Source organism: Bacteroides sp. B1-V-101, from assembly GCF_023656585.1.
Lineage (GTDB): Bacteria > Bacteroidota > Bacteroidia > Bacteroidales > Bacteroidaceae > Bacteroides > Bacteroides thetaiotaomicron.
The window spans coordinates 88240-108551 of the sequence record NZ_JAMOKH010000015.1; the positions used below are offsets into that span (position 1 = coordinate 88240).

Annotated in this window: 13 protein-coding genes; 10 read left to right on the plus strand and 3 right to left on the minus strand. The window is 40.3% G+C overall.

Annotated elements, in window-relative coordinates:
- Window positions 1-27 precede the first annotated feature (27 nt).
- From NBH01_RS13440 to NBH01_RS13460, 5 genes are all read left to right on the plus strand, one after another.
- Window positions 28-1584, plus strand: coding sequence for a hypothetical protein (locus NBH01_RS13440; RefSeq protein ID WP_250700151.1), 1557 nt, complete (start codon window positions 28-30; stop codon window positions 1582-1584).
- On the plus strand, window positions 1584-2120 hold the full coding sequence (locus NBH01_RS13445; RefSeq protein ID WP_055218638.1) for a DUF5043 domain-containing protein: 537 nt from the start codon (window positions 1584-1586) through the stop codon (window positions 2118-2120). Before NBH01_RS13440 ends, NBH01_RS13445 begins: the two co-directional genes overlap by 1 nt.
- 156 nt (window positions 2121-2276) lie before the next feature.
- Entirely contained in the window at window positions 2277-2750 is a 474-nt protein-coding gene (locus tag NBH01_RS13450; protein ID WP_147350289.1) for a hypothetical protein, read from the plus strand.
- 18 nt (window positions 2751-2768) lie between these two features.
- Window positions 2769-4757, plus strand: coding sequence for a discoidin/SUN/FTP domain-containing protein (locus NBH01_RS13455; RefSeq protein WP_234141739.1), 1989 nt, complete (start codon window positions 2769-2771; stop codon window positions 4755-4757).
- 39 nt (window positions 4758-4796) lie between these two features.
- On the plus strand, window positions 4797-5840 hold the full coding sequence (locus tag NBH01_RS13460; RefSeq protein WP_113748079.1) for a glycosyl hydrolase family 18 protein: 1044 nt from the start codon (window positions 4797-4799) through the stop codon (window positions 5838-5840).
- Window positions 5841-6379: 539 nt separating this feature from the next.
- Here the strand turns inward: NBH01_RS13460 and NBH01_RS13465 are convergent.
- On the minus strand, window positions 6380-10297 hold the full coding sequence (locus NBH01_RS13465) for a hybrid sensor histidine kinase/response regulator transcription factor (RefSeq protein WP_113748867.1): 3918 nt from the start codon (window positions 10295-10297) through the stop codon (window positions 6380-6382).
- Window positions 10298-10555: 258 nt separating this feature from the next.
- On the opposite strand from NBH01_RS13465, the gene topA reads away from it, so the two are divergent.
- Together topA and NBH01_RS13475 are read left to right on the plus strand one after the other, a co-directional pair.
- Window positions 10556-12904 (plus strand): type I DNA topoisomerase, encoded by a 2349-nt coding sequence (gene topA / locus NBH01_RS13470; RefSeq protein WP_008765309.1) that lies wholly within the window; start codon window positions 10556-10558, stop codon window positions 12902-12904.
- Window positions 12905-13079: 175 nt separating this feature from the next.
- The gene (locus NBH01_RS13475; RefSeq protein ID WP_225629643.1) at window positions 13080-15122 is read left to right on the plus strand and encodes an LruC domain-containing protein; all 2043 of its coding nucleotides are present in this window, start codon (window positions 13080-13082) and stop codon (window positions 15120-15122) included.
- 159 nt (window positions 15123-15281) lie between these two features.
- On the opposite strand, the gene argS is transcribed toward NBH01_RS13475, so the two are convergent.
- Both argS and NBH01_RS13485 read right to left on the minus strand, forming a co-directional pair.
- On the minus strand, window positions 15282-17075 hold the full coding sequence (gene argS / locus NBH01_RS13480) for an arginine--tRNA ligase (protein WP_062694263.1): 1794 nt from the start codon (window positions 17073-17075) through the stop codon (window positions 15282-15284).
- 82 nt (window positions 17076-17157) lie between these two features.
- Window positions 17158-17430, minus strand: coding sequence for an HU family DNA-binding protein (locus tag NBH01_RS13485; RefSeq protein ID WP_008761933.1), 273 nt, complete (start codon window positions 17428-17430; stop codon window positions 17158-17160).
- A 215-nt stretch (window positions 17431-17645) separates the two neighbouring features.
- Here NBH01_RS13485 and NBH01_RS13490 point away from each other — a divergent pair, with 215 nt between their 5' ends.
- Genes NBH01_RS13490 through NBH01_RS13500 form a run of 3 tightly spaced genes read left to right on the plus strand, consistent with a single transcriptional unit; the run spans window position 17646 to window position 20292 of the window.
- Window positions 17646-18320 carry a rhomboid family intramembrane serine protease gene (locus NBH01_RS13490; protein ID WP_008761932.1) on the plus strand — a complete coding sequence of 225 codons (675 nt, stop codon included), beginning with the start codon at window positions 17646-17648 and terminating at the stop codon, window positions 18318-18320.
- The gene (locus NBH01_RS13495) at window positions 18301-19203 is read left to right on the plus strand and encodes a rhomboid family protein (RefSeq protein WP_008761931.1); all 903 of its coding nucleotides are present in this window, start codon (window positions 18301-18303) and stop codon (window positions 19201-19203) included. Before NBH01_RS13490 ends, NBH01_RS13495 begins: the two co-directional genes overlap by 20 nt.
- A 3-nt stretch (window positions 19204-19206) precedes the next feature.
- Entirely contained in the window at window positions 19207-20292 is a 1086-nt protein-coding gene (locus NBH01_RS13500) for an endonuclease/exonuclease/phosphatase family protein (RefSeq protein WP_062694262.1), read from the plus strand.
- The last annotated feature ends 20 nt before the right edge of the window (window positions 20293-20312 follow it).

Genomic DNA, 20312 nt, shown 5'->3' on the forward strand with positions numbered 1-20312 from the left:
TCTATTTCTATATAACAATATAAAAAGATGAAAACAAAAAAAATCAAACGAGCTGTTTGTTACCTTGTCGGACTTCTTGCCTTTGGTCTGATGCTGTATTCCTGCTTACAGGACGAAACAGATCTGGACTCACAGGAAACGACAGGAAAAGTTATTAAAGGTAAAAACCGTGAGCTGAGTATAGATGTAGCACGGAGTTGGTACGAGGCTCGTCAGACACCTGTAGTTACTACCCGCTCTGTTGTTACCCATTTCGAGTTAATGACTAAGCTGCATTGGAAGAAAGGGTACGAAAATCGAAAAGGAAAGTTTGAAGTAGTGGAAGTCCCTCTATTGACAAGAGGAGGTGCAGTTTTAATGGATCGTGAAACTATGGAAAAATATAAGGAAAAAGAGCGCGGAAAGATACGAAACATCTCCCGAATGGTGATCATCAAGAATCTGGAAACAGGGGAAATCATCAATTTTGTGATGCATATCGTAGGTACTTATGACTATCTTATGAAAGCAAAACATTTTGAAGACAATAGTTACCTGTACCGGGCTCCCGATCTTAGTGGTAGCGTTTACTTCTATGAACCAGAAGGTGCCCTGGTTAATGGTTGGCAATACAAAGATGGAAAAATTGTAGCTACAATAAGCCAGGGGACAGAAGAAGGTTCAAGCATGCAAGATACAATAGATACACGTGGGACGATATTGAAACGAGAATGCCACACTGAAACGAAGTATGTGGAACATAATGAATGTAATGGATTTATCTATCAAGATCCAGAATATGGTCTCGGATTCGGTTCTGAATGCCGCAAAGTGGGAAAGTGGGAAACAGTGGAAGTATGTATCGAAGTACCCACTTATGAAGAAGATGGTAATACTGGCGGACAATGGGATCCCAATGAAAACACAGGTGGAGGTGGTGGAGGAGGTTATCAACCACAATCAATAGCTCCTAAAGCGAAAACAATTTTCCGAAACTCAAGTATGATAAATGAGAATTGGAGGGTGATTGAAAAGATGCTGGATAAAATTACACAAAATTGTATGGGAAAAGGATTATATAATGGATTAGTTGATATTTTAAAGGGAAAAACAATTACGATTGAATTCAATTCTGGTACTAACGGTGGCTTCGGCAAGCGTAACGAGGATGGTTCGTTTGGAATAACATTAGGTAAACAAATGGAAAGCAATTGCCTTATACATGAAATGATGCATGCTTTTCAATCATATAGAGAATCAACTTCATCCTACAATGAATCAACTTTAAATGCCGAGATTGAGACTCATTTTGTACAATATTTGTATCTAAGAAGTCTTAAAGAATATCCTAAAAGCAAATGGGAAACAAGAGATAATACAGATCCACGCCGTAGATCCATTAAAGATATTAATCGATTTATAGATGAAAGAGGTTTTTTAAGAGGTGACGCAACAATTACATCATTAAAAGAAAAACTCAAAGAAGCTGCATCGACTTTTGAATCTAATGGATATACAGCTCAAAGAGGGTTTGTTTTTGATTCAAACAGGCCTATATTAGATAACTTTAAGAATTTAAGAGAAATAACTAAAAATTGCATCTAATGAAAATAATATTAACATTAATCAGTATGCTTTTTTGCATAGCACATACATTTGCTCAAACAAACTATTATACTAGTACTAAAACATTTAATGAAAATAGTTACACCTATCAGTGTGATGTAGCCGGTTCAGGAACTATTAGATTATACAATAAAACTAATAAGTGGACGTATTCACCTCAGATAGATACGACAATCGGTGAACCTTATATGCACCCTGACGTATATGTACCCTTGTTTGAAGATGATAATTGGACGCGTTCTAAACGCTTTGATATTGTAAATAGCGCATTTTCAACTACTGAGAAAAAACGTATAAAAGAAGAGCTAATTATAAGTATGTATATTGATCCAAAAACAGGAAAGGTGTCCGAAGTGGACTTTATATTTCACACTTTTGATTCACTAGCCACAATTCCAGTTTCTGTTTATCGTAAGATTGAAACTGAGTTAAAGTCTAATATTTGGTATACTCCAACTGAACTTGGAAGAAAAATGAATTATATCTTATATTGGTGGGATCAAAAGCCAAAATAACAAATGCATCTAAGATGCTATATACACCTAAGTAGTCAACCTGTAGTCTCAATATTGACATTGAGAGTCACTTTTATAATAAGAGGCTATTCAATATTAGAATAACCTCTTATTATAGATATTAAAATACTGACAATCAACACATATATAAATACAATGAAAACAATTATTACAACAGTATTATTAATTACAATGTTACCAATAATGGGGCAACAACGGCAAATGAGCCTGGAAGCAACATTTGACAAGCAAAAGAAATGCCTGACATTTACTCTAAAAAACAATGACAAGAAGCTGAAAGCTATTCTTCGCCATTCTCAAACGAATGACGGTAGCGATACAGGAAGTTTTTACGATCTTAATATTTATGATAAGAACAATAAAAAAATAGGCTATAGCAGATGTATGTATCATCCAACAGAGTTATATCTTAATTTCCTCCCGAAAGAAACTAAAAAAAGTAATATCAGTTTATTAGAGCTAAAAAAAGGAGGATATGTAAAAGACTTGGATTCAATACACAAAATACAATTACATTGTGTCATTTATAGCTGGACCTTTAAAAGAAATGACAATGGAAAACGGAATAGAGAACTCTACGAAAAGGAGTATACATTTTATTGGAAATAGACCTTAAAAGATAGGATAATGAAAAAGAAATGGTTAAATTATTTATATATTTCCGGAATGCTTCTACTAGTTTCTTGCACTCAAAAAAGTGCTTTAGACAAAACGTTGTCATCCGCCAAAGAAAACCGTTCGGAACTGCAAAAGGTTTTAAAACATTACGCAAACGACTCGTTGAAGCTAGAAGCTGCCAAGTTTCTAATCTCCAACATGCAGGGATCATACGCCAATGACTCCAACTTGCAAACTGTATATGCTCCTTTTTACAAGATATACGACAATGTCAGAAAGAAATACAATTATGAAATAAATAAGAAATGCGGAGAAGAAATTGACAGTTTATGGCAAGTGTTCTGCTTTGCATACTCAGATGAATTGATGGCAAAAAACAGGAACGATGCAGAGCACTTAACAGCCTCAACTATTATCTCTGAAATTGAACTGGCATTCAAAGCATGGAAAGGGAACGTATATACACAAAATTGTTCGTTTAATGAGTTTTGCGAATACATCTTGCCATACCGGAGAGAAAACGGATTGGTAATCGACAATTCAAGAGATAGATATTATCAACGCCATCATAAAGACTTTTATGCAACACATGGAAAGAACGTCATGGAGGAGACCGACTCTTTATTGTTTCTTTATAAAGATATCGTTCATTCTCCCTACTATGTTCCATTCATCCCAATATTAACTGCATCTACATTCGAAAAGATAAAAACCGGTACATGCGAACAGCGATGCTGGTTCAACTCCTTGCTACTTTCATCAGTAGGAATGGCCGCCGCCGTAGATTTCGTTCCCGTATGGGGCAATCGCAACGGAGGGCACAGCTGGAACGTGATCATTGTAAACGGAGAGTCTTATGCTTTTGAAGCATTCTGGGATGACGACCGTTGGAAATATAAACGTATTTATAATAACAAATCATACGATAGCTTTTGGGGGAAGTTCAGACTGCCCAAAGTCTATCGCAAGACTTTCTCCAATCATATGGAAGGTCCATTATCCGATGAGAAAGTTACACGTGAGGATATTCCACCTCTATTTCTGAATGAAAAGAAGAAAGATGTATCTTCTGAATATTTTGAAACTCAAGATGTACGAGTGGTATTGAATACAGATTCTATTAATCCGATCCCCGGTTATGCTTATTTATCAGTTTACAACTATCAAGACTGGATTCCTGTTCAGTGGGGCAAGATAAAAGGGCAACAAGTAACATTCGACAAAATGGGAAAAGATATTGTATACCTTCCTACTTATTTTGCAAAAGGGAAAAGCATACCGGCAGGACAACCGTTCTGGTTAAAATCCGACGGTACCCTGCAAAATCTGTCTGCCAACGGAGAAAAGAGGCAAGTCGTAATTCGCAATTTTGCGGGTCAAGTGCCGTTCAACGAGAACAGGAAGAACCTGACTTCATTAAAAGGAAGCAAACTTTGGGGAATGAAAAATGGGAAAAAAGATAAACTATTGTATACCATCAATGATACATTACAGATACAACATCAACTTTTCAGAATAGACGACCCGATGTCTTATCGATTTGTCCGGCTTTATTTACCATCGCCCGGCATTGCTCTAGGAGAACTTTCATTTTATAGTGCAGACAAACTGATCACCGACATTCAAATCCTGTCTCCTTTGCCGCATAACAACGAAGATGAAAAACCGGAAATGCTAATTGACGGATTGAGCGATACCGCCTTCAGCGGAGAAGCCTCCAAAGGATATATTGATTTTGATTTAAATAATGAATACAAATTATCTGCCATAGGAATAAGTCCCTATATAAGATCATGGCTTGGCAAATCGAACACATATGAATTATCATATTGGGAAAATGAATGGCGTACAATTGAACGCAAAGAAGGGAATGGCAGCTATCTTATATTCAACAATGTCCCTCGAAAGGCATTATTGAAATTAAGTCACTGCAGTAAAAATACTCAAGAACATCATAGAATCTTCCTTTATGAAGATGGAAAAGTCATTTGGTTATAAACTCGTAAAAAAACATTATTCACTTAATATCAATTCATTATGAAACATGTATTATACGCATTATTAACAGCTGTAAGCATTTTATTCACTAGTTGCGGACCCTCTTCTAATACCAACAACCCACAGGTGCCCAATGTGCCTCAACCGCAGCCTCAGCCCCAACCGGAAGTCACCCAGAAAGTAGTTATCGGCTACCTTGCGCTTGACGACTGGGAGTTTGAAAATTTATTTCCTACGATAGAATGGAAATATCTGACGCATATCAATGCCAGCTTTGCAAGAGTAAAAGCAGACGGCACACTCAACATCGAACCTGTCCGGAAGAGAATTGAAAGTGTACGTGAAACGGCTCACAAGCATAATGTCAAGATTCTGATATCTTTGGCAAAGAACAGTCCGGGAGAATTCACTACCGCCATCAATGATCCGAAAGCCAGAAAAGAACTGATACAGCAGATTATTGCATTCACTAAAGAATATAAACTGGACGGCTTCGACATCGATTATGAGGAATATGACAACTGGGATAAGAATTTCCCCTCATTATTGGTTTTTGCCAGAGGTTTATACCTGGCAAAAGAGAAAAATATGCTGATGACCTGTGCCGTCAACAGCCGCTGGCTTAATTACGGAACCGAATGGGAGCAATACTTCGACTATATCAACCTGATGAGTTATGACCGGGGAGCATTTACCGACAAACCGGTCCAGCATGCTTCATACGATGACTTTGTGAAAGACCTCAAATACTGGAATGAACAATGCCGTGCAGCCAAAAGTAAAATAGTGGGAGGACTTCCTTTTTATGGATATTCCTGGGAGGAAAGTCTGCAAGGCGCAGTGGATGACGTTCGTGGAATCCGCTATAGCGGCATACTCAAACATCTTGGAAATGAAGCAGCGGACAAGGATAATATAGGCAAGACTTATTATAACGGCCGCCCTACTATAGCCAACAAATGTAAGTTCATCAAAGAAAACGACTATGCCGGCGTGATGATCTGGCAATTATTTCAAGATGCCCACAATGATAACTATGACTTAAAGCTCATAAACGTTGTAGGCAGAGAAATGATGGAATAGACGAGATATATCGCTTTCTCTTATGCAGAAGACCCTATCCTGTTGTGCTTTTCACCTATTGTTATCAGATTTTTAATAGGAGATCTTCATCGTTCCACTCGAGTGATCTGATCTCATCACTAGAGTGAACAGATTTCTCCACTCTAGTGGCAAGATCGTTTCACCCGGGTGGAACGATGAAGATGTCGGTAAGAAAACATAAGTATATAGGCTTGATATGGCAAAGATATAAGGTATCCGAGCTACAAAGTACCTGTTATTTGAAACTGACATATGAGATATTAACCCTCAAAAGGTAGACAGTTTTACCTACTTACGCAAGGAAAGGGAATGAGAGATGAGCAAAAAAGGAGGAGAGATAAGCTAAATTGAAGGCATTTTGCGTAGAAAACAATGAGAGATACCTTATAGAAGAAGTATCTCTCATTGTATATCACACTGATTATATGCTATTTACCTCATATAGAATGAGAGTATGAGACTAATATTTATTTTTTTATTTCTAGTATATGTTCCTAAGTCCAAGTTATCAATGCGATTTACTTATCCTGCTTCCTATAAGCGGAAGGAATCTCTCCTTTAATAGACTTGAAAACCTTACTGAAATAACGCAAAGAAGAGAAGCCGACCACTTCGGAGATTTCAGTAATGTTCATGGTAGTAGTAGTAAGTAACACGATTGACTGCTCAATGCGCTGCTTATTCACATAGTCTACAATCCCCATACCCGTGATGGCCTTCACTTTATTGAATAACAACGAACGGCTGATGCACATATTAGTAGCAAGGAATGCAACATCCAGATCCGGATTACTCATATTATCCGCAATCAATGTATTCAATTTCAGCAGGAAAGTCTCATCCGCATTACTAAAGCTCACTTCCTTATGCGTCAAGAGCTTATCATCTTTATATCTTGCCCGTATCTGTTCGCGCTGCCTCAACTGATTATGAATCAATGCCAGCAATCCGTCTATTTCGAAAGGTTTCGGCAAAAAGGCGTCCGCTCCAGTCTTATAACCGGTATACATATTCTGAGAATTATGATAGGCGGTCAATAAGACAAAAGGAATATGGCTGATATCCAGATTAGTCTTCACTTCCCGGCAAAGTTCAAACCCATTCATCCGGGGCATCATGACATCACTGATGATAATATCCGGCAATCGGTCTTTGATCTGTTCTAATCCCTCTTTCCCATCCTTGGCAACATATACACGGGCAAAATAATTACTCAGCGTTTCTTTCAGATAACTTCGCAGTTCGGGAGTATCTTCGACCACCATCACTGAATATTTTTTCAGGAAGGTATAATCGATTCTATCCGGTTCATTCACTTCCACGCCTGTAGCTGCTTCCACAGAAGCCGGTTCCAGCTGTCCGCAAGTATCCGTGAATAAGGGTAGTTCAAAATAAAAGATTGCCCCTTTTCCCGCTGCATTCGAAGCGCCCACTCTTCCTTTATGGTGTGTGATGAGACTCTTCGCATAGGATAATCCGATGCCGCTTCCTCCTTTTTCATGTCCCCCCTGATAGAAACTGGAGAAAAGAGAGTCTGTGTCTACCATATTCAGTCCCATCCCTTCATCCCTGACAGAGATCCGAACCCAGTCTTTCTCTTGTGACAAGGTGGTAATCAGTGTAGTAGTGGTACCCGATTCGCTAAACTTCAACGCATTCATCAGGAAGTTGGAAAGAACGAACTCGCACTTATTCTGATCGAATGGTACCTCTTTTATCTGTTCGTCCAACTCATATTCGAGTCTGATACCTTTCACATGAAACTCATTGATGAACTTATCTCCCACAGAGCACACCCACTCATTCAAAGGATGCGGCAATATATGCAGCATATCTTTTCCTTCTTCCAGTTTCCTTACATCGAGTACCATATCGATGATACTCTTCATCTGGTATGCCTGCTTATAGATCGGGACCAACAACTTTTCCACATCCTGCTTGTCCGACTCCTTATTGATAATACGCTTCAATGGTGCACAAATCAGTGTAAGAGGAGTGCGAAGTTCATGACTGATGTTCGTCAGGAAATTAATCTTTTCTTCATACATCTTATTTTTCAGACGCATAATCTCCCGCTTCTGTTTGGCTTTCTTCTTGCGATAGAAGTAGTAGACAATGCTATAAGCCACTGCTCCCAACAATATATATAATCCCACATAGAACCAACCGGTCTTCCACCAAGGCGGAGTAACCACAACATGCAGAATGGGTTGTTTCATACTCCACCCTCCGTCACGGGTATAATAAGAAGCGGTAATCGTATACTCCCCTATCGGCAGATAATTGATAACCAAAGAGTTTGAATTGGAACTCGCCAATTCCTGATCGAGCCCCTCTATATTGAAACGAAAGAAATTCTTGCGGAACACATCGCTTTCATTCAGCAGAACTTTCAGTTGCAGGGAAGAAAAGTTCCAGGGAATCTGAATTGTTTCAGCCGCTTCCTGCGGCTCTTCGGATAACGAGACAGGCAGACCGTTTAATAATACATCCAGCAGTTCGACCGTATAATCCTCATCTGTATCAAAATGAACGGCAGAGTTTATCACCGTCATGCCTGTAGTTCCACCGACAAAAACATCTCCGTTTTTGGCCAGAAGAGTAGCATGAAAGATGTATTCGTTAGGCAAGACTCCATCTACCTCCTCCAAGGTAGTAAAATTATGGGTACGGGAAGAATAAACAAATAAATGACGTCTCGTTCCTATCCAGATTCGATATTGATTATCGGCAACAACAGAAGCTACATCCTGAAACAGGCTTGTATTTATCAGTTCACTCTTCCCTGTCCGTGGATCATAACGTACCAAACCTTCGGTAGAAGCCAGCCAAAAAATACCATCCTGATCCATAGAGGCGTCATTGATAGTGTATTGTCCTTGATAAATCGTCCGGAAAGTCCCTTCCGAAGAATCATACTCACAAATATTCTTCAGATCGGAAAGGTATGTCTTTGCACCTTTCGTAGCTATTATCAGTGGAGAATGACGCTCGTACTCTTCTCCCATAGTAGCCACTATATCAAACTTACGGGTGACCATATCATATATAAAAATATGCTGGGCACTGAAAAGAATTTTAGTCTTCGTTATCCGCTGGATATTGACAGAAAAACCATTGATACAGGTCTGATCATTCATTTCCTTGTCAATCAGCACAAAGGGACGTATCTGCCCCGTTTGCTTATGAAAGATAAAGAGTCCTTTATTAAAGGAGAAGAACAACAGTTCGTCAGGAGTATATTCCACAATGGAAACAACTTTCTCATATTTGGTGGCAGGATAATGTTTGAAGGTACCCGATACCGGATCAAACCGGTTGATACCTCCCCCATCGGTCCCCACCCAGACTATTCCGTCACTATCCTGAAAGAAACTATTAATAGTCTGGTTGCTTAATCCGTACAGATTGCCAAAAGGAACGTTCTGATAAGAACAGGCATACACATTCTTTATACCAATCAACCCTCTTCTGATACTGCCTGCCCACATATTATTGGCCGGGTCCAGATAGAGGCGGTATATAGTATTGGCTGGAAAGGAATGAACATCATCCTGTTTTTGTTGAATATTAGTAAATGAGAAATCATCTAAAGAGATTATATTGATTCCACCACCATCAGTGGCTACCCAAAGCTGATTATCTCTCTCCATGATATCATGAATGACATCATACGTCAAAGGAGAATTTGACGCCGTAAAGTGTTTTATCAACTGGTCTCCCTGATAGCAATACAGTCCGTTACCATAAACACTTACCCACAGACGCTTGTAGGAGTCCAGATAGATACTGGTATAGTTATTTTCTGTAAACGACTCTATTTTCTTCACTTCATACGTCTTCATATTGAAGGAATATATGCCGTGCCAACGTGAATTGAGCAGGATATTCTCTTCATCATAACGTATCATCTGCCAAAAGGGATTGTAATAAACAGGGTCTTGCGCATAATACAAAGGTTCCAGCTTATTAGTGGCATAGACATATTTGTATATAGCTCCTGATCCTCCCAGTAAGATTCCTCCTTCAACCAATAAATAGGAAGCAACATAGATCGGTTTACCATTATTCGATAAAGTTCTGAAACTATCACTCCCTCTGTCGTAAAGGCAAATGCCATTCATCGTAGCTACCCATAGATTGCATAAAGAGTCCTCGGCGATAAAAGTGATATTGTTGGAAGGGAGCGTTCTTTCATCTCCCGGCCGATGCAGATATTGCTTCAGATGGTCACGGTCATAACAATTCAAACCGGATTCCGTACCAATCCAAAGATACCCCCGATGATCATTCAGAACACATTGTACTTTCGACTGTGAGAGTCCTTCCTTTATTCCGAGTTGTTTGTAATAATAATAAGGAGACTGGCTCAATATAGGTTGTGCAATACCTACAAAGAAAAACAATAGATATATTTTAAATAGAATCTTTCTCATAAATAGCCACATAATACTGTACAAAGGTGTAAATATAGGAAATTCTATTTAAATAAAACTGTTTTATATTAATTTCCCCTTAATTATAGAACATTTCTTTAATAATACTTGCACATACAAAAGAAATGCAGATTTACTCAAAACCTATTTTTTTCCAAAAAAATATTAGTTTCTCCTTATATTATAAGGTAGGGCGAATCTTTTTTTTTACTTTTGCCCCGAAATATTATGGTACAAGCCATTATAAAAGAAAGAATTATGCAAAAAAACCTTGTCATTGTCGAGTCTCCGGCAAAAGCAAAAACGATTGAAAAATTTCTCGGGAAAGATTTCAAAGTCCTTTCTAGTTACGGACATATACGTGATCTGAAGAAGAAAGAATTCAGTATCGACGTAGATAAGAATTTTAAACCCGATTATGAAATTCCGGCAGACAAAAAGGCTTTGGTCAGCACGCTGAAAGCAGAAGCTAAAGAGGCAGAAACCGTATGGCTCGCATCCGATGAGGACCGCGAGGGAGAAGCTATTGCCTGGCATCTGTATGAAGTATTAAAACTAAAACCGGAAAACACAAAGCGAATCGTATTTCACGAAATTACCAAAGGTGCTATTTTAAAAGCAATCGAGCAACCACGCAATATCGACCTCAACCTCGTAAATGCACAGCAGGCACGACGAATCCTGGATAGAATTGTAGGTTTTGAATTGTCTCCTGTACTTTGGAGAAAAGTTAAACCATCTCTGTCGGCAGGACGCGTACAGTCGGTAGCTGTCCGCCTGATTGTAGAACGTGAACGCGAAATTCATGCGTTCAAATCAGAAGCCGCTTACCGGGTTATTGCCATATTCCTGGTTCCCGATACAGACGGCAAGCTGGTAGAAATGAAAGCGGAACTGTCACGCCGTATCAAGACGAAAGAAGAAGCAAAAGCATTCCTTGACGCATGTAAGGGAGCGACTTTTACGATTGAAGATATAACCACCCGTCCGGTAAAGAAAACACCGCCGGCTCCATTCACAACTTCCACCCTGCAACAGGAAGCGGCACGCAAACTGGGATATACCGTAGCACAAACGATGATGATCGCACAACGTTTGTACGAATCCGGATTTATCACTTATATGCGTACGGACTCCGTCAACCTGTCGGAATATGCAACAGCCAGCAGCAAAGACGCTATCATACAGATGATGGGCGAACGCTATGTACATCCGCGCCACTTCGAAACAAAGACGAAGGGAGCACAGGAAGCGCACGAAGCCATTCGTCCGACTTACATGGAAAATCAATCCATAGAAGGCACAGCACAGGAAAAGAAACTGTATGATCTGATCTGGAAGCGCACCATCGCATCACAAATGGCGGATGCGGAACTGGAAAAGACTACTGCTACCATCTCTATAAGCAAAAGCGGTGATGCATTCACTGCCATCGGCGAAGTTATCAAGTTCGATGGTTTCCTGCGTGTATACCGTGAGTCTTATGACGATGAGAATGAACAGGAAGATGAGAGCCGTCTGTTGCCTCCTTTAAAGAAAGGCCAGAAACTGGAATATGGACCTATCGTTGCCACTGAACGTTTCACTCAACGTCCGCCACGCTATACGGAAGCAAGCCTTGTACGCAAACTGGAAGAGCTGGGTATCGGTCGTCCGTCCACATACGCTCCTACGATTTCTACTATCCAGCAACGCGAATATGTGGAAAAAGGAAATAAAGACGGTGAAGAACGTACATTTAATGTGCTGACACTGAAAGACAATCAGATTAAAGATGAAAGTCACAATGAAGTGACGGGAGCAGAAAAGTCGAAACTCTTTCCTACAGATACAGGAACTGTAGTGAATGACTTCCTTACCGAATACTTCCCGGATATTCTGGATTACAACTTTACCGCCAGTGTAGAAAAGGAATTTGACGAAATAGCGGAAGGAGAAGTAAAATGGACTTCGATCATGAAGACTTTCTATGATCAGTTCCATCCGGCAGTAGAAAAGACATTATCCATAAAGACAGAACATAAAGTCGGTGAACGTATGCTGGGAGAAGAACCGGAAACAGGCAAGCCTGTATCTGTAAAAATCGGTCGTTTCGGCCCTGTAGTACAGATCGGTGCCGCAGATGATGAAGAGAAGCCTCGCTTTGCCCAGATGAAGAAAGGGCAGTCCATGGAGACCATTACCCTGGAGGAAGCGCTGGAACTGTTCAAGCTACCGCGTACTTTAGGTGAGTATGAAGGAAAGACTGTCACTGTAGGTATAGGTCGCTTTGGTCCTTACATCCAGCATAACAAGGTATATGTATCACTGCCGAAAACACTTGATCCGATGAAAGTTACTCTGGAAGAAGCAGAGCAGCTGATTCTGGAAAAACGGACGAAAGAAGCAGAACGCCATATCAAAAAGTTTGATGAAGAACCGGAACTGGAGATTCTGAATGGTCGGTACGGACCTTACATTGCATACAAAGGCAATAATTACAAGATCCCTAAAGACATTGTTCCTCAAGATCTGAGTTTGAAGAGTTGCTTCGATCTAATCAAAATACAAGATGAGAAAGGTCCTGGCACTTCTGCCAAAGGTAAACGAACCGCAAAAAAGAAATAATATTTGCATCCAATGAGACATCAAAGTCCGGTAACCTATATCAACTGGTTACCGGACTTTTGTTGTATTTACCATGCTATATATTTCTTTTTAAACGATTTATTTCCAAACTCTTTGTTTTGATATATTAAATGCATACATTTGCGGGTCACAATCAAATTATCAGAACACAGTTATGCAAACAAACAATTTCAAATCTCTCTCAATGGGGGTACTATGCGCACTCTCGTTAGCCGGTTGTATGGAAAAGGACTTATATCAGGCTCCAGAAGAAAAAACTGCAGATGAATATTTTGGCTTTACAACATCCTCCAGTTGCACAGTTGATTTAAACTATGGTTTAAATTATCAGGTTGTTTTTGAGTTATATGCCGAAAATCCGCTATCGGAAGATAAGGATGGAAACATTATCAAGACAAAAGAAGAGCCTGTCTATCGCGGGGCTACGGATAAAAAAGGAATCTTTAATGATTTCATATCTATTCCGTCTTATCTTACAGAACTTTACCTTTATTCAAACTATCTTGGAACTGTCAGCCCGATTCAGCTACAAATTACAAACGGAAAAATATCTTTTGATCAGAAAGCTTTTATACAAAGTAAGAGAAATGCGAAGGGTACGAGTAGAGGGGTTACCAATAGCGGCTACAAATATCCGGAAGGTTTCCAGGTTTTAGGTGAATGGAATGAGATAGGATGTCCTACTTATCTTTCTTCTACTCCAACGGAAATAGATGGGCAGCTCATGTATAATATCCGTGAAGTTTTTATTAAGCCGGGTGGAAGTGCAGCGATGGAAGATTATTATCCTGAATATATAGGTGATAATGTAAATATAGAAATCAATGTTAAGAAACCAACAGAAATAGGACTGGTTATGCTCAGCAGTACAGGTACCAAGCAAAATACAGTCGGTTATTTCACCTACCCTACCGATCAAAAGCCGACTGATATAAGTCAAGTTACACCGATCATTGCCTATCCGCGCATATCGACTGCCGTGTGTAATTCCAGCAGTACAGCAGGTAGTATGTATACCGGCGACAGAGTAAAACTGAAATATTGGGATGGCACAAAGTTCGTGAACGAGTTCCCTGCGGGAGTAAGCATAGCATGGTTTCTTATTGAGTCTTCCTACAACCAAGGCACAAAGGAGATTATGAATAATAAACGTACTTTCTATTCTATTCGTGATCTGAATAAGAGCAAAGAACACCGTACCATTGCCCTAAAGAACAAATCAGGAGAAGTCGTTGCATTTGGTATGGAGGATGCAACCAACTTTGAACCGATAGGAGATAATACCAGAAAAGGAAACTTTGGCGATGCCGTATTCTATCTTGATTTCTCAGATGGATCAGCCATTGAGACTGGTGGTGTAGAAGAACTCCCAGACAAATCCATTAATGACAAAGAGATTTATAACTCCTTTAAAGGTGTATTATCATTTGAAGATTTTTGGCCATCCAAAGGAGATTATGACATGAATGATATGATTGTCGAATATAAGCGCGAAATTTATAAGAGTGTTCTCACAAGTAAAGTCGTAAAAGTTATAGATACATTTGTGCCTAAACATGATGGCGCAAACTGGCAAAACGGTTTTGGTTACCAGCTCACAGGTATAGCAAATAGTGATATAAAGAAAATAACCGTAGAATCCGGCGGAATCGTCTCACAATTCATGGAAGGGCAAGACCGGGAACCTGGTCAAAATTATCCCACTATTATCCTTTTTGACAATCAAAAAGCAGCTATAAACAAAACGTTTACTGTAACGATAGACGTCGCCCAAGAAAGATTTACAGAAACGGCATTTACTCCTTTCTTTAATAACAAATTTTGGGAACAAACATACAGCAAATTTAATATGAACCCCTTTATCATCATTTCTGCCAATACAGGACGTGATAAAGAAGCACATATTGTGAAATTCCCTCCAACAAGTAAAATGAATTTCTCTTATTTCGGCACAGGTAGTGATGTATCCAGGCCTGATGAGGGATTATATTATGTAAATAATGAGAATATGCCAACGGGACTGCAGATTAGCGGTATCAGTGTAGGAACTAAACGTGGTACCGATTTCCTTGTACCAGTAGAAACGACAAGCATTTTGGAAGCGTATCCTAAATTTGGTGACTGGGCATCCAGCTTCGGCGCTTCCAATCCATATTGGTGGAAAGACCCTGATAATTCGAAAGTAATTACCCAATAATAAAAAAGACTGTCTGAAAAGTATGTAATCCCTATCATTAACTTTACCCAAAGTCTTTCTTAAAGATAGTGTACAATTCCTTTTCGGACAGTCTTTTTCTATTCAACAACATCCAGTCCCTTTCCGGAACACATAAATATATTTTGTTCAGGGCAGGTATTACATTCTGGAAGGTACCTCAATGCCCAACAAGCTCATTCCTAAGCGAACCACTTTTGCCACATTGGCAGACAGAGCAATACGGAATACTTTTACCGCCTCATTCTCTTCACGCAGAATACTGAAATCATGGTAGAACTGATTATATTCTTTCACCAAATCATAGGTATAATTCGCGATAATAGACGGACTGTAGTCTTCTCCGGCCTGTTTTACAACTGCCGCAAAGTCAGCAACCATCTGAATCAGTCCTTCTTCCTTCTCGCTCAGCTCGATACCAGCAGGAATCTGTTCAGGTATCACAATTCCAGATTCAGCCGCTTTACGAAGCACAGACTGAATACGGGCATATGTATATTGAATGAACGGTCCTGTATTACCATTGAAGTCAATAGACTCTTTCGGATTGAAAGTCATATTCTTACGGGCATCTACTTTGAGAATAAAGTACTTCAAAGCACCCAGACCGACAATACGGGCAATATCATCCGCTTCTTCCTGCGTCAAACCATCCAGTTTTCCGAGTTCCTGCGAAGTTTCTTTGGCAGTCGATACCATCTCTTCCATCAGGTCATCAGCATCAACAACGGTTCCTTCACGGGATTTCATCTTACCTTCCGGCAATTCTACCATACCATAAGAGAAATGTACAAGACCTTTACCCCATTCAAAACCGAGCTTATCCAACAGGATAGAAAGTACCTGGAAGTGATAATTCTGTTCGTTACCAACGACATAAATCATTTTATCAATCGGATAATCAGCGAAACGAAGTTTGGCAGTACCGATATCCTGCGTCATATAAACAGAGGTTCCGTCGCCGCGAAGAAGCAGTTTATGATCCAGCCCCTCGGTAGTCAGGTCAGCCCAGACAGAGCCGTCTTCTTTTTTGAAGAAAAAGCCTTTTTCCAGTCCCTCCATTACTTTCTCTTTTCCTTCGAGATAAGTATTGGATTCATAATATATCTTATCGAAGCTGACACCCATTTTCCGGTAAGTCTCATCAAATCCGGCATACACCCAGTTGTTCATCATTTCCCACAGGGCACGTACTTCCGGATCGCCGGCTTCCCATTTCACCAGCATCTCGCGGGCTTCCTGCATCAACGGAGAAGCAGCTTCCGCTTCCTCTTTCGACTTGCCTTTTTCCATCAGTTCGGCAAGTTCCGCTTTATAATGCTTGTCGAAAGACACATAGTAGTCGCCTACCAGATGATCACCTTTCTTGCCGGTGCTTTCAGGAGTTTCGCCGTTTCCGTATTTCTTCCATGCCAGCATGGATTTGCAGATATGGATACCACGGTCGTTTACTATATTTGTCTTTACTACTTTGTTTCCGTTTGCAGCCACAATGTTAGCCAGCGCATTTCCCAAAAGATTGTTGCGCACATGCCCCAAGTGAAGCGGCTTGTTGGTATTCGGTGAAGAATACTCAATCATCACCAACGGAGAAGTTTCGGTAGCTTTCACCAGGCCGTACTCTTCATCCGACTGAATCTCATTCAGTAACTCAATCCAGGTAGCCGATGCAATAGTCAGATTCAAAAAGCCTTTTATCACATTGAAAGCAGCTACAGCCGGTTCGTTCGCCTTCAGATATTCGCCAATTTCCTGCGCTGTCTGTTCCGGTCCTTTTCTTGACATTTTCAGAAAAGGGAACACGACCAGTGTCAAATGTCCTTCAAATTCTTTCTTCGTTTTTTGCAACTGCACCATCTTCTCAGGGACTTCCTGACCGTAAAGTGCTTTTAGTCCGTTGATGACGGACGCTACAAGTTTATCTTCTATCTTCATAATCAAGTTGTTTCTTGCGCGCAAAGATACAAAAAAAGGAGACGCACGCGCCTCCCTCTTCTAATTTCTTTCAACTATATGTTTATTCAACAGCTGCAGACAATTCAGCACCAGCTTTAAATTTAGCTACTTTCTTAGCAGGAATAGTAATAGCTGCCTTTGTAGAAGGATTAATACCGGTTCTTGCTGCTCTTTCACTTACAGAGAACGTTCCAAAACCAACCAAAGCTACCTTATCACCAGCTTTCATAGCGTTAGTAACTGAAGAAATGAAAGCATCAAGAGCTTTCTTCGCATCGGCTTTACTCATTTGAGCTTCAGCAGCCATTGCACTAATAAGTTCAGACTTATTCATGATACGTAAAATGATTAATTAATATATATGTTACACAAAAGATTTCCCATTACGACTTTACAAATATAGATGAACAAAACAACATATCAAATAAAAACATAAAAAAAACGCAGCAAATTATTGAAAAAGAGCTAATAGGGAAGCTTTTCCATGCTTTAAAACAGAATTTATTCGTACTTTTGCGTTCATTACTTAAATATTCAGAATATAAAATTATGCCAACTGTAACTAAAAACCTGATAATTATCAATGTACTAGTCTTTTTCGGGACACTTGTCGCCCAACGATATGGTATCGATCTGACTAATTATCTGGGATTGCATTTTTTCCTCGCCAGTGACTTCAATCCGGCACAGCTTATCACTTATATGTTCATGCATGGCGGATTCAGCCACATTTTTTTCAATATGTTTGCCGTTTTCATGTTTGGAACTGTTCTTGAACGGACTTGGGGACCGAAACGTTTCCTTTTTTATTATATCGCCTGTGGTATCGGTGCAGGGCTCATCCAGGAAGGAGTGCAATACATCAAATATATAGTAGACTACAGCCACTATTCACAAGTGGATATAGGAACGGGGATTATTCCTATGGGAGAGTTTTTGAACATGCTGACCACCGTGGGCGCTTCGGGAGCTGTATATGCCATTTTGCTCGCATTCGGTATGTTGTTCCCCAACAACCAGCTATTTATCTTTCCGTTGCCCTTCCCTATCAAAGCTAAATTCTTTGTTTTCGGTTATGCTTTGATTGAACTGTATGCCGGTTTTGCCAATAATCCCGGAGATAATGTCGCGCATTTCGCCCACTTGGGAGGTATGATATTCGGATTTATCCTGATTATGTATTGGAGAAAAAAAAGTAGAAACAATGGGACATATTATAACTGATTTAAAAGAAACGTTCAGAAGAGGAAACACTTTCATCCGACTGATTTACATTAACGTAGGCATCTTTGTTATCGGTACGTTAATCAGTGTCATATTGCAGCTGTTCAACCTGAGTGCAACGGGAATATTCGATTTATTCGCCCTTCCGGCTTCCCTTCACCGGTTTATTCTTCAGCCATGGTCATTGCTCAGCTATATGTTCATGCATGCAGGCTTCCTGCATATCCTGTTCAACATGCTCTGGCTGTACTGGTTCGGAAGTTTGTTTCTCTATTTCTTTTCGGGAAAGCATTTACGGGGATTGTATGTATTGGGAGGTATCTGCGGAGGATTGTTCTACATGATAGCCTATAACATCTTCCCTTATTTCAGCCAGACATTGCCGTTCTCCACACTCGTCGGGGCTTCCGCTTCCGTGCTGGCCATCGTAGCTGCCACCGCCTACAGAGAACCGAACTATCGGGTACAGCTTTTCCTTTTCGGCGCCGTCCGTTTGAAATATCTCGCACTGATCGTTATCGGAACGGACCTGCTCTTTATTACATCCAACAATGCCGGAGGACACATCGCCCACTTAGGCGGCGCACTTGCCGGGCTCTGGTTTGCAGCCAGTCTGAGCAAAGGCAAAGACGTGACTTACTGGATCAACTGGTTCCTTGACGGCTTCGCTTCCCTGTTTCAGAAAAAGACATGGAAACGCAAACCAAAAATGAAAGTACATTATGGAAGCGATACAAGTCGCGAGAAAGATTACGATTATAACGCCCGTAAGAAAGCACAATCGGATGAAGTAGACCGCATTCTGGAAAAGCTGAAAAAATCCGGTTATGAAAGCCTGACGACGGAAGAGAAAAAGAGCTTGTTCGACGCAAGCAAAAGATAAAGAATGGAACACATTGGCAAAGTTGTCCTGTATTTGATATTGGCAGTCAACGCACTCTTTGTAGGGATGTTGATTCTGAGTGCCTATAGCCCGTATCTTCAACCGAAAATACACCCGATAGCTTCTTGCCTGGGGCTTGCCTTCCCCATCTTCCTTGCTGTCAACATCTGTTTCACCCTCTTTTGGGTAATCATCAGCTACCGCTATGCCTTATTACCGGTCATCGGTTTTCTGGTATGTATTCCACAGATACGAACCTATATTCCCATCAATTCTACAGTAGAAACGATACCGGATGGCAGCATCAAATTCCTCTCTTACAATGTGATGGGATTTAACAATCTGGAGAAAAAGGAAGGAAAGAATCCGATATTATCCTATCTGGCTGACAGTGAGGCTGACATAATCTGTCTCCAGGAGTACAATTCAACCAAAAACAAGAAATATCTGACAGACGAAGACATCAGAAAAGCATTGAAAGCATATCCCTACCATTCCATTCACAATCCGGAAAGAGGAGGCAGCCAGTTGGCCTGTTTCTCCAAATTCCCCATACTTTCAGCACGTCCCATCAAGTATGAAAGCACTTACAATGGTTCGATGCAGTACACCCTGAAAGTAAATGAGGACACTATCACCCTCATAAACAACCATCTGGAATCCAACAAACTGACGAAAGAAGACAAGGTGATTTATGAAGATATGATTAAAGACCCGAACGCAAAGAAGGTAAAAACGGGACTCCGGCAATTAATAAAGAAACTGGCAGAAGCATCGGCTATCCGTTCTTCGCAAGCGGATTCTGTAGCCGTCGCCATCGCAAACAGCAAATACCCGACTATTATTACCTGTGGCGATTTCAACGACGCTTCTATTTCATACACCCATCGCATCCTGACACAACAGCTGGATGACGCCTTTACACAATCCGGCAGGGGACTGGGCATCTCCTATAATTTGAATAAATTCTATTTCCGGATAGACAATATTCTGATCAGCCCCAACCAGAAAGCCTACAACTGCACCGTAGACCGTTCGATCAAAGATTCGGACCATTACCCGATCTGGTGCTATATAGGCAAGCAATAATGCAGAAAAACTTAAATAAA